This window comes from Kutzneria sp. 744, assembly GCF_000568255.1.
Classification (GTDB): Bacteria; Actinomycetota; Actinomycetes; order Mycobacteriales; family Pseudonocardiaceae; genus Kutzneria.
The window spans coordinates 2,826,475-2,838,017 of sequence record NZ_KK037166.1 but is presented as its reverse complement, the minus strand read 5'-3'; the positions used below and the strand labels follow the sequence as shown (position 1 = coordinate 2,838,017).

The 11,543-nt window shown below is 71.1% G+C and carries 10 protein-coding genes; 8 read left to right on the top strand and 2 right to left on the bottom strand.

What is annotated here, in order from left to right; all coding sequences use genetic code 11:
• Positions 1-229: 229 nt before the first annotated feature.
• Genes KUTG_RS61130 through KUTG_RS12515 form a run of 3 tightly spaced genes read left to right on the top strand, consistent with a single transcriptional unit; the run spans position 230 to position 2,388 of the window.
• The gene (locus KUTG_RS61130) at positions 230-550 is read left to right on the top strand and encodes an FHA domain-containing protein (RefSeq protein WP_198047129.1); all 321 of its coding nucleotides are present in this window, start codon (positions 230-232) and stop codon (positions 548-550) included.
• A 12-nt stretch (positions 551-562) separates the two neighbouring features.
• On the top strand, positions 563-1,732 hold the full coding sequence (locus KUTG_RS12520; RefSeq protein ID WP_043716928.1) for a hypothetical protein: 1,170 nt from the start codon (positions 563-565) through the stop codon (positions 1,730-1,732).
• On the top strand, positions 1,729-2,388 hold the full coding sequence (locus KUTG_RS12515; RefSeq protein ID WP_043716926.1) for a 4Fe-4S single cluster domain-containing protein: 660 nt from the start codon (positions 1,729-1,731) through the stop codon (positions 2,386-2,388). The genes KUTG_RS12520 and KUTG_RS12515 overlap by 4 nt, the downstream gene beginning before the upstream one ends.
• Before the next feature lie 33 nt (positions 2,389-2,421).
• Here KUTG_RS12515 and KUTG_RS12510 read toward each other — a convergent pair whose 3' ends face one another.
• Together KUTG_RS12510 and KUTG_RS12505 are read right to left on the bottom strand one after the other, a co-directional pair.
• Positions 2,422-2,628, bottom strand: coding sequence for a hypothetical protein (locus tag KUTG_RS12510; protein ID WP_043716924.1), 207 nt, complete (start codon positions 2,626-2,628; stop codon positions 2,422-2,424).
• Positions 2,612-3,088 carry a LuxR family transcriptional regulator gene (locus KUTG_RS12505; RefSeq protein ID WP_043716923.1) on the bottom strand — a complete coding sequence of 159 codons (477 nt, stop codon included), beginning with the start codon at positions 3,086-3,088 and terminating at the stop codon, positions 2,612-2,614. Before KUTG_RS12505 ends, KUTG_RS12510 begins: the two co-directional genes overlap by 17 nt.
• 206 nt (positions 3,089-3,294) lie before the next feature.
• On the opposite strand from KUTG_RS12505, the gene KUTG_RS12500 reads away from it, so the two are divergent.
• The 5 genes from KUTG_RS12500 to KUTG_RS12480 all read left to right on the top strand — a co-directional run bounded on the left by KUTG_RS12500 (position 3,295) and on the right by KUTG_RS12480 (position 11,494).
• Positions 3,295-4,218 carry a hypothetical protein gene (locus KUTG_RS12500; RefSeq protein WP_157494504.1) on the top strand — a complete coding sequence of 308 codons (924 nt, stop codon included), beginning with the start codon at positions 3,295-3,297 and terminating at the stop codon, positions 4,216-4,218.
• Between the two features lie 127 nt (positions 4,219-4,345).
• A complete protein-coding gene (locus KUTG_RS63455; protein ID WP_043716922.1) occupies positions 4,346-6,244 on the top strand; it encodes a tetratricopeptide repeat protein in 1,899 nt (632 codons plus the stop codon).
• Positions 6,126-7,055: a CHAT domain-containing protein gene (locus tag KUTG_RS12490; RefSeq protein ID WP_232241450.1), complete on the top strand. Its 930-nt coding sequence runs from the start codon at positions 6,126-6,128 to the stop codon at positions 7,053-7,055. The genes KUTG_RS63455 and KUTG_RS12490 overlap by 119 nt, the downstream gene beginning before the upstream one ends.
• A gap of 28 nt (positions 7,056-7,083) precedes the next feature.
• Complete coding sequence (locus KUTG_RS12485; protein ID WP_043716918.1) at positions 7,084-8,541, top strand: hypothetical protein; 1,458 nt, start codon at positions 7,084-7,086, stop codon at positions 8,539-8,541.
• A 55-nt stretch (positions 8,542-8,596) separates the two neighbouring features.
• The gene (locus tag KUTG_RS12480; RefSeq protein WP_043716917.1) at positions 8,597-11,494 is read left to right on the top strand and encodes an ATP-binding protein; all 2,898 of its coding nucleotides are present in this window, start codon (positions 8,597-8,599) and stop codon (positions 11,492-11,494) included.
• Positions 11,495-11,543 lie beyond the last annotated feature (49 nt).

The window sequence follows — 11,543 nt, the reverse complement described above, 5'->3', positions numbered from 1 at the left end:
CCAGCTGGGCGGTGAGCTCGTCGGCGATGACGTGCTGTTCTGCGATGAGGACCTGTGTCCGACGTTTGAGTTGGCGGCCCCGTCCGGCGCGCCAAGGGAAACGCCGGCGTCGAGCGGCGGAGAGGCCGTCGAGCGTCGGCCGTGGGGCACCGACGTTTGCTGGCGGTGCGGCACATCCTCGCCGGGCACGGGCGCCACGAACTGCGCCAATGTCTCGTGTGGACGGTCGTTGACGGCGCCCGCGGTGCACATCCGCTTCGCCGACGGCGAGGTGGCACTCGACCGTGACGATCGGACCGAACTCGGCCGGCTCGGCCCCCACAGCCGCGTCTTCGTCAGCCGCGGCACGGTGTCGCGCCGCCACGCCGTTGTGGTCGTCAACGACGGCAGGGTCACCGTGCAGGCCCTGCCCACGCCGAACGGCACGTTCGTGAACGGCGACGAGATGGCCGCCGAATCCCACCGGCCGCTCCGCGACGGCGACCGCCTGCGGTTCGGGTCCGACGTCGAGGGCGAGGTCGCGCTGTACGCCCTCCAGCCCCGCTCCTGATGGGACCTCGGTGTGAGCATTCCTGACGAAAACTTCTTCCGCCGCCGGGCGCGCACGCAGCCGCGTGACGCCACCGGACTGCCGGCGTCGCTGGTCGATCCGCGCACGCCGGCGACGGTGCTCATCGCCGAGGCGGAGGCCCGCGGGGCTGCGGACGGGCGCCGCCACGAGCGGGACAGTTGGTCCTTCGGCGGCCCGGCGGACGAGGTGTCCGAGCGGTTCGACCCGAGCTACGTCGTGGGGCTGCGCTGGCGTTGCGAGGCTGCGGTCGACTCGGTGATCGAACGGCACGAGATGACGGAGTCGCGGACCGAGCACCTGCGTCGGGTGAGCGCCGAGGCGAGCGGATTCATGACGGCCGCGAGGTCGATGATGAACCGGCTCGCGGTGCGCGCGCACGAGGGCCGCGAGCCGCTCGACGGCGAAGCGGAGCCGGCCCAGCCCGACGAGGTGGACGACGAAGACCCGGTGTGGGAAGGCGAAACCACCACTCTGGCGCTGCGCTGGCGGCTGCTCGTGCTCGCCGGCCTGTTCGTGGTTGCGGTCTTCCTGATCCACTACGCGATGTCCGGTCTGCTCGCGGGGCGGACCAGCGAGGTGCTTGTCCTGGCGGTCAGCGTGGCCGCCGCCGCGATCCTGGTCACCGCCCCGCACCTGGCGGCCCTGTTACTGCGTGCCCGCCAGGCCACCGGCACCGAGCGTCGGCTCGCCGCGGCCGCGCTCGCGCTCGCCGTGGCGTGGCTGGTGCTGGTAGCGATCCTGGCCTTCGTGTGCGGTGCGGTGCTGGACGACCGGAGTCTGCAACAGCTGCACCTGACGTCGACGACGGTCGTGCTGATGTTCGTCGGGCTGCTGGTCGTGGTGGGGGTGATGGCTTTCATGCTCGGGCTCGCCCGCCGGCACCCGTTCCAGGAGGCCTACGCCCGGCAGCGGCAGCGGCGGGACGATGCCGAGGCGCTGAGGCAGGAGATGCTCGACCGCATCAGTCCTGAGCACGCCGAGCCGCGCGAGGACGGCGCGGTGGCGATGGAGGCGCACGTGCGGGCGGTGCGCGCCAGTTACGCCGCCGCCGAGGAGGCGTACTTCGCGGCCCTGATCAGCGCGGTCGCCGATCCCTCGTTCACGGAGGCGGTGCAGCACCGGCGTGGCCTGCGCCGGCCGGCTGCGGGAGCCCAGTCGTGAGCGGCGAGACACTGCGGATCGCCCGGGCGCTCTATCCCGTCACGGCGTTGGGCCCGGGCCGCCGGCTGGGCATCTGGACACAGGGGTGCCCGCTGGCGTGCAAGGGCTGCATGTCAAGGGACACATGGGATCCGGCCGGCGGTGAGGCTTTCGCCGTCGAGGACCTGGTCGAGCTCTGCCGCGACGCCATGGCGCAGGGGGCCGACGGCCTGACGGTGAGCGGCGGGGAACCGCTGCAACAGCCGGAGCCGCTGGGCGCGCTGCTGGTCGGTGTGGACGAGGCGCGCAAGGCCGCGGACCACGACTTCGACGTCATGGTCTACACCGGATACACCGAGGCGGAGCTGGACGATGCCCGGCTCCGGGCCGTGGCGCACTGCGACGTGCTGGTGGTCGGCCGGTTCGACGTGAGCCGGCCGACGTCGCTCATCTGGCGCGGCTCGGCCAACCAGCGGCTGCTGCCGCTGTCCGAGCTCGGCCGCCGCCGCTACGCCGACTACGTCGACCACACTCCCGAACGGCCGCCGATGCAGTTGCTGGCCGAGGGTGAGCGGTTTCGGGTCATCGGCGTGCCGAGAGCGGGTTCGCTCGGCGAATTCGAACGCGGGCTCCGGGATCGTGGATTTCGGATCGTCGACACGACCTGGCGGCCTTGATCGGCCGAACCCGCCGTGGCCTGCCGAAACGGTTCAGGAATCGCCCGAATCGTCGCGCAGCTCATCGATTGCGGCACGCACCGAATTGTCGAAATCGGTCGCCGTCGTCCCGCAGTTCTTGGCGGTCTCCCGCTGACGGGAAAGCTCGTCGTGCAGCAGCCGGAACAACCGGCCGCGACGGTCGCCGCCGGCCGCGGTGGTCGGCTCGTCGTCCGACGTGTGCTCAGCGTTCGGCGTCACGGTCGTCCCCTTCGCTGCGGCGGACGGCGTGCCGGGCCGGCGCGTCCGGGAGCAGGCCGCAGTGGCGTGCCCTGATCACCGCGGTCAGTCGGTCGGAAGTCCCGAGACGACGGTAGACCCGTTCGAGGTGTTTGCCCACGGTGCGCGGCGACAGATCCAGCCGGTGGGCGATGGCCCGGGCGGTGAGACCGGCGCCGAGCAGGCCCAACACCTCGCGCTGCCGGTCGGTGAGCACCGGTCCGGCGCCGTCCGGCGGCCCGGTGGGCCGGTCGCGGGCCACGTCGCGCAGTAGCCGGTCGCGGGTGTCGGTGTCGAGGCCGGCCGCGGTGAACGCGAGGGCGCACAGCAGCACGGGGTCGCCGGCGCACACCGCCATCAGCCGGTCGACGGTGGCTCGCACGTCGGCCGCGGGCAGTCGGTCGAGCACCTCGCCGGCTGCTCCGAACGGGTTGGTGTGCATGGCGCCCCTCGCGGTCGATGCGCGCTTTACGTGGTCCTACCGGCCAATTTAGGCGCGCGTTATGGGCGGCGCTCGGCCGCTGTAGGTAATCAGAAATCGTTATTTTTGATTCAGCTAATATTCCGGCCCCGATCTGCGACGTAGGGTCCGGGTGTGTGGGGTCGGACGACGCCGAACGGATTTTCGAGTAACGCGGGAGCGCCACCATGGCCGAGGGAGACATCCGTCGCGGAAAGGCGGCCGGAGTACGGGAACTGGCAGTTCAGGGGGTGCTCGCGGATCACGTGCGTGCGGTCGGCGACGACGAGCGGCGGCGGCTGCGGGCGGAGGCCTACGAGATCATTCACCCGATCGTGTTCTGTCAGTTCACCCGGAAGAGAGAACTGAAGCGAGGGCACACCTGGTGCGCGACCTCCCTGCGCCGGCTGGAGCCGCGCTGCCTGGATCGGTTCCACGACGACATGGACGCCGTGCTCGACGACATCTTCCGCAACGCCAAGGTGCCGATCCACAACCTGGAGGGCTGGGTGAGCCGGCGCGTGCCGGTGGCCACCATCGAGGGCTACCGGCGTCGGCGTGGTCAGCGTGGCGCGCTCCAGCGGCCCCGCGTGCCGGGCTGGCTCGCCGCCGCGCTCGGCCGCGACGCCTGGCTGCTCACGCTGGCGGTCGCGGTGCTCGACTTCGTGGGCAACGACATTCCGGCCGTGCCCGGCACGTGGCCGGTCGACGCGTGGGCCCAGCGCCGCACGGCGATGCTCGGCGCCGACCACCACGGCGACATCTCCCACGACATCGAGACGGTGCTCGCCGCCATGCGCACCCGACCCCGGTGGCACGAGTCCTATGTGGAGCGACCGCTGGCCGGCAAGCAGCCGCCGGTCGTCGCCCTGACCTCCGAGTCCACCGAGGACGATCCGGCGTCCCCGACCAGCGCGGACGATGACCTTTGGTGGAGCTGGCCGCCCTGGCAGTGGACGCCATCGAGCGGCGGGTGGCCGCCGGAGAGGACCCGCGGTCGGTCGTCGTCGACGTCGTTCGGACGGTCTTCGACCGGCCGATCGCCACCGCGCCCGGCGTCGACGACCGGGTCGCCGCCTGTCTCGCCGACAGCGCGGAGATCGACCGCCTGACCGCCGCCGTGCTCGACATCGTCGCCCCCGGCGGGCACGGCGAGTGAGTTGCTAGTCCGCACAGCAGGTCTCTGACGGACGGTCCGTCAGAGACAGGTGCAGGGGTCGGCGGAACGAGGGGACACCGATGGCGGACGACGAGGTGGTCAGGCGATGCCACGCCGGGATCCAGCGGGCCAGGGAAGGCCACATCGACGATGCCGAGATGGATCGGTTCGTCGTCGACGTCACCGCGATGGACCCTGACGACCCGCAGCGTGCCGGACTCGCGGCCACGATGGTGCACGGGATGACGGTCACCGGCACAACGTTGTCGCCCACCGTGCTCGGCCGTCTGTCCGACCTGCTGCCGCTCGCCGGCGAGAACCCGCCGTTCATGGGGGACTGGCCGAAGGCGCGCACGGTGGGGCGGTTTCTCGGCGCCATGGCGGCCAGCACGTCCAACTCGCTGGCCAAGCAGACGGCCGGGGCTCGGGAGTTGGAGGCCCTGCGGCATGAGCTCCGGGACGTGCCGGAGATGCAGCAGGTCCTGGAAATGGCCACAAGCATGCTGGAGATGCTCGTCGGGGTGCGCAGCGAGCACGGCGCCGACCGGGGTCAGGCCATCGAGCGCTTCAAGGTGTCGCTCGCGTCGATGAGGCACGTGCCGGGCGTCGAGGAGATGGTCGCACTGCTGTCGGACATGTCGGCGATCACGTCCGGCTCGTTGGATGATCCAGGCTTTCTGGACAAGCTGGACAAGCTGGAAGAACGTAGCCGCCACCTTCCACCGCAGTACTCGAACCTCACCGAGGCCATCCGCGAGTGGCGGCAAGGCGTGACCCAGCTCATGGCCGCGTACGGAACCGATGTCGGTGCCGAGCACCCGATGACCGTGCCGGCGCCGCCCGGCCCGTCCGGCGATGTCCTACCGCATCTGCTCGCTTCCGCCTCGCTCATGCGCGGTGGCCAGGAGACCGACCTCGGCAAGATCGACACCGCGATCCAGCAGTGCCGTGAGGCGATCGAGCTGGGGGAGGACGACGAGGCATACGCCTTCGCGCTGACCTCGCTGGCGGTGTGCCTGCTGCGCCGGGCGGAGGTGGCGGGCGACAACAGCGGACTGGACGAGGCGGAGAAGGCGCTCGACCGGGCCGTCGCCGTCATGGGCGATCCGGGACATCCGCACTGGCAGTTCACCCATGACGTGCTCTCCGACCTTCAGCGCCGCCGGGGGAAACTCGCGGAGTCGGGCGAGGTCGGCATGGCCGCGCAACGGGGTTTCGCCTGGCAGGCTCTGCTGTCGCACGACGCCGCCGATGTCAGGACGGCGTTGGAGGAGGCCGCGGAGGGCGCGATCGACGTGGCCCGCAAGTACGCGATGGCGACCGACCTGGCCAACGTCGTACGGGCCCTGGACACCTGCCGCGGGCTGTTGTTGTTCGCACAGATGGGAATCCGCGACATCCCCGGACAGCTGACGGCCATCGGCCGTCAGGACCTCGCCGAGCGGTGGACTGCGGAGGACAACCAGTCGACCATGCTCCGTCGGGAGGCGCTCGCCGCCCTCGCCGTGAGCGGCTCGGCGGCCGGGCTGATGCTGGATCCGCCGAGCTTCGTCGAGATCCGAGCCGCGCTCCGCGAGGTCGACGCGGACGCGCTGGTGTATCTCGTCCCCGCGGGCGAACTGCGACCCGGTTGGCCGTCATCGCACCGGCCAGCGGCAATCCCGCCTTCATGGCCCTGCCGGCGCTCACCGTCGACAGCGAGGAGGTCGACGGCTACCTTACGGCCCTGTCCGGGCGGTCCAGCGAGATCCGCTCGACGTCGTCTGCGCCGACCCGTGAGACCGCGCCGGTCGCGGGGTCCGCGTTCGCCGACCGGTGAACAGCCTGTGCGACTGGGCCGGGCGCGCGGCGATCGGCCCCCTGGATGGAGAGCTACTTCGCCCGAACGAGGGGGGCGGGGAGGCCGGGTTTCGGCGCATCGTCCTCGTTCCGATGGGCGACCTCGCGCGGGTCCCGTGGCAGGCCGCCCGGCGCGGTGACGGCACGTACGCGGTGCAGCTCGCGTCGTTCAGCCATGCCGTGTCGGCCCGGCTGTTCTGCGAGAACGCGGCCAAGTCGCCGGTGGCCCTGTCGTCGACGGGACTGGTTGTCGGCGACCCCGACACCGAAGGGGCCGCGGCATCACTGCCGGCGGCCCGGGCCGAGGCGCACGCGATCCGCCGGACGTTCTACCGACCGGCGCGCTATGTCGGCCGGCGGCTGGACGGGAAACCCAGCCACTCCGGTCGGGGCACGGCCGCGCAGGTGCGCGCGTGGCTGACCGACCCGAGCTCGTTCGCCGGGACCATGCTGCACCTCGCGTGCCACGGCGTGTTCGACGACAAGGACAAGAACGTTCGCGCCGAACTGCTGCTGGCGCCGAACGAACCGGGAGCCGCCGATTCCGGCGCACTGGCCGCCGACGAGATCATCGCGCTGATGTCCGACGCCCCGCAGCGCCGCATCGGCCTGGTGGTCATGGCCGCGTGCCACACGAACCGCTCGATCCACGGCTACGACGAAGCTTACAGCCTGGGCACGGCGTTCCTGGCCGGCGGCGCGCGGTCGGTGCTGTCGACGCAGTGGGCCGTCCCCGACTCGGCGACGTCCTCGCTGATGTTCCTGTTCCACTACTTCCTGCGGGAACGGGGAATGCGGCCGCGCGAGGCCCTGCGCGAGGCGCAGATGTGGATGCTCGACCCGAATCGGCGGCACCCCGAGTGCATGCCCGAGGAACTCAGGGCCCAGTCGGCGGACGAGCGCAACGCCCAGGTCTTGTCATGGGCGGGGTTTGTCCACTATGGACAGTGAGCCCGACCGGGGCGTGAAAGGAAGGCAAGTGTCCACGTTCGACGAAGTAATCGCGCAGGCCCGGGCCGAGCTGGCCGACCTGGAAGGGCCGGCGCGGGCGGCGCCGCTCAGCAGGCTCGGATCGGCGCTGGCCCAGAAGTTCATGCGCGACGGGCCGGCCGCGCCCACCGGGCTGGCCGACCTCGGCGGTGCGATCGACGCGATCACGGAGTCGCACCGGTGGCTCCCGGAGGACGACGCCTCGCGCGGCTACCTCTCCTTCCTGGCCGGCCTGTTGGTGAACTGGCGGTTCACGCTGCTCGGCGAGGAACGCGATCGGGTCATCGCGGTCACCCGATTCGAGGAGGGCCTGGCCTCACCGATCCTGCCCAGGACGGCTGTGCCCATGGGCAAGGTGATGCTGGGCTTTCTGTACGTGATGAAGACGTTGATGGCACTGCGGGATCCGGCGGTCCTCGCGTCGCGCTTCGTGCACGGCGCGGCAGCGGCCATCGACGACAGCGACATCGAGCGCGGCGTGGTGCTGCTGCGCGAGGTGACGACCGGACCGTCCATGAACGACGACATCGCCCAGGCCGCCGCCGTGGCGTTGGAGCTGAGCGAGGCCCTGCGCACGATGCTGGGCACCGGCGCGAGCCGGATGAACATGTCGAACATGATGGCGGGGATCGGCAGGATCCAGGCGCTGCAGGAGAAACTGAGCACACAGATGAGGCCGGGGTACGGCATGAACTGGCTCAGCGACCTGTTCGACTTCAGCGATCCGGGCGGGATCGCGCGGGCGGCCCAGATCGATCGTCCGGTCGCCGTGGTCGAGCAGACCGACGTGGTCGTTGAGCCGGAAGTGGTGCCGCAACGCCGGATCGAGATCGCTCCGGAACAGCCCACCGCCGCCGGCCTTCGTGCGGACCTGCACGCGGCACTGCCGCTCACCCTGCCCGGCGCGCCGGTCTGGGAGAATGCGGCGGCGCTGCTGGCCCACGGCGAGGACGAACTCCCGGGCGATACGGTCGACAATCTGGTGGCGATGGCCAGCACGCTGGTCGAACTCGACGGATCGGAGCCGGCCGACGCCGCCGTCGACGGCCTCCTGCTCGCGGTCGCACTGCGTCTACGAGGCACCCTCGCCGAGGATCCGGTCGACCTGCGCGAGGCGCTGGACATGTTGCTGACGGCGGCGCGTACGGTGCCGCCCGATCACGCGGCCGCGTCCACGATCATGTCCACCCTGGGCGCATTCCTCGACCCGGAGCAGCCGCTCGGTGGCCTGGAGGGCGACGTCGCCGCGGGGTTCGCCGGCCGGATCGACGCCGTGCTCGCGTTGCATCTGGCGGACGGGGATCCCTTGACACGAGAAGGTTTGCACCTGCTCCGGTGCCTGTGCCGCGCGGCGTGGTCGATGGCCGAGCTGGCCCGCGCCGTCGACGCCGCGCCGGCGGAAATCCCTTGGCTGCCCGCTGTCCGCGCCGGACACAGGTCCGAATGAGGGATTCGCGCCGCTGTCCCCTAACGGCGGGCGGCCCGGGGTCGATGATGGGGGCATGGCCATTATCGGTCGTGGGGAACAGATCCGAGCCCTCACCGATCTTCTCGCCCGAACCGCGGACCGCACGCCGGCCGCCGTCATGCTCGACGGCGACGCCGGACTGGGCAAGACGGCAGTGGTGCGCGAGTTCGCGCGGATCGCCAGGGACAGCGGCGCATTCGTGCTGATGGGCAGCTGTATCGAGCTGATCGGTGGGGCGATTCCCTACGGCCCGTTGGTCGAGGCGCTGCGCCAACTGGTCCGGGAGAAGGGATCGGCCGGCGCCCGCCAACTGGCCGGTCCCGCGTGGACGGAGCTCGCCGGGCTCATCGCGGACTTCACCGTCGGCGCGCAGCCGGCCATGGCCGAGGGCAGCCAGCTGCGGGTTTTCGGCGCGGTGTCGCGACTCCTGAGCCACATCGGCGAACAGCAGCCGTTCGTGCTGATCTTCGAGGACGTGCACTGGGCGGACGACTCGACGCTGGATCTGATCGCCCACCTCGTGCAGCAGACGGTCGATCAGCGGGTGATGTTGCTGTGCAGCTACCGTTCCGGGCTGGAGCTGCGGCACCCGCTGCGCCTGAGACTGGCGGATCCGCAGTTCGTCCGGCGCGTGCACCGATTCACCCTGCGCCCCTTCAACCGGCAGGAGCTGCGGTCCTTCCTGTGCGCGCTGACCGACAGCGACGTCAGTATGGCCGAGGTGGATCGCTACTTCGACCTGTCGGAGGGAAATCCGTACTTCACCGAGCAGTTGGTGCTCGCGGACAACCACACCGGCCGGACGCCGCCGGTGCCACGGTCGATCGACGACCTGATGTCGACGCGGCTCGCGGAGCTGAGTGCCGACGCGGACAAAGTGGTGCGGATCGCCGCCGTCGTGGGGCGGCGGGTCAGCGACGCGCTGTTGTCGCGGGTGGTCGGTCTTGACGAACCCGCGATGGACGCCGCGTTGGGGGAGTGTCTGGCGAAGCGAATTCTCGTCGAGGATCCCGATGAGGAGACCTACACGTTCCACCACGCGCTGCTTCGCGAGACCGCCTACCGCACCGTGCCGAAGCGCGCCCGCCGGAACCTGCACGCCGCGTTGGCCGCGGTGCTGGAGGAGGGCGTGGCCGCGAATCGCCGGCTGTTGCCGGAATTGGCGTACCACTGGTACGCCGCCGAGCGGTTTCCCGAGGCGCTGCGCACATCGATCGCCGCGGGCGAACTCGCGGTGCGGATGAGGGCGTTCCGGGAGGCGCTCGCGCAGTTCCGGCGGACGCTGGACCTGTGGGACCAGCTGCCCGACGCCGAGGCGATCTCGGGGGCGCGCCGGGTGGACGTGCTGCGGATGGCGGCCGACGCTGCGCGGTGGGCCGGACACGTCCGGCAGGCGTTGGCGTGGTCGGAGGAGGCCATCGACGCGGTTGGCGCAGCGGAGCCGGCGGTGATCGGCGAGCTGTACGAACGCCTTGGCAGCTATCAGTGGGAGGCCGGCGCGATGGTGGACTCCGTGGAGTCGTACCGCCGGGCGCGGCGGATGCTCGGCGACGGCCCGCCGGGAGCGGTCGGCTCGCGGGTCTACGCCGCGCTGGCCACGGCGGAGATCAAGAGCGGCCGGTACAGCGACGCCCTGCCCCTGGCGAGGACGGCGATCGAGCAGGCGGAGCGGGCAGGCGCCCTGCCGGAGCTGGCGCGTGCCCGCAACAGCGAAGGTCTGGCGCTGGTCCACCTCGGCGACTACGACGCCGGTGTCGAGGGCCTGCGCGCCGCGCTCGCGATCGCGCGGGAGGCGGATCATCTGGAGGACATGCTGCGCACCTACGCGGCGCTGGGCGTGGGCCTGGAACGGGCGAACCGCCTGACCGAGGCGGTCGACGTCTTCCTTGAAGGACTGGGCAAGGCCGACGAGCTCGGCCTTGCCGACAACCGCAATGCCGCCCTGCTGGCCAACAATGCCGCCGCGCTGCTGTTCGCCGTCGGCCGGTGGGACGAGGCGGACGCGTTGCTGGAGGGCATTCCCGGGCGGCGGCCCTCGTCGGACGAAGTCTTCCAGCGCCTCACCAAGGCCGAGCTGGACGTCGCCCACGGCCGGCATGACGACGCGGCCACGCTGCTCGCCGGCCTGCGCGACTATCCCGAGAACCAGCCGCGTTTCGTCGGGCCGCTGCACCGCTGCCTCGCCGAGCTGGCCGTCGCGCGGGGCGACGCCGCCGACGCGTTGGCCAGGGTTCGGTCGGGCATCGAAGCCGTGACGCGGGGCGAAGACCGTCAGGAGATGGCACAGTTGTGCGCGCTCGGCCTGCGGATCGTCGCGGACCAGATCACCAGCGGTGCACGGGACGGCGTCGACTGGTTCGCGGCGGCGGTTGCCCTTGCGGCGCCTGTGCGGTCCGTTGAAGCCGGCGAGGACGAGGTCACGGACGTGCTCGTCATGCTGTGCGAGAGCGAGCAAGCGAGATCTCTCGGCGCCGACACCGCGGCGGCCTGGGGCGAGATCGAGAAGGCCTGGCAGTCGCTGCAGCGGCCCCACCCGCGGGCATATGCGTTGGTGCGTCAGGCTTTGGCGACAGCGCGGGAAGGAGATCGCGCCAGTGCCGCGACCCTGGCCGGCGCAGCCGAGTCGATCGTGGTCGAGCTCGGCGCCGAGCCGCTGCGCGCTCTGCTCGTTCGGGAGACGGGACGGCTTCGTCTGCCGCGCAAGTCGTCCCCTCCCAAGGAGAAGCACCCCCACGGCCTGACATCGGCGCAATGGAACGTGCTGGCTGGGCTCGCGAGGGGCCTGAGGGCGGAGGACATCGCCCGTGAGCTCGTGATCGCGAAATCCACGGTGAACGTGCACCTGCACAACGCTTACCGCAAGCTCGGCGTTACCAGCGCCGTGCAGGCGGCGGCCAAGGCCCGTGAGATGGGCCTGCCGGAACAGGAATAGCAGCCTCCCGCGGTGTCGGCAATACGTCCATGTACGTAAGGAGAGCCCC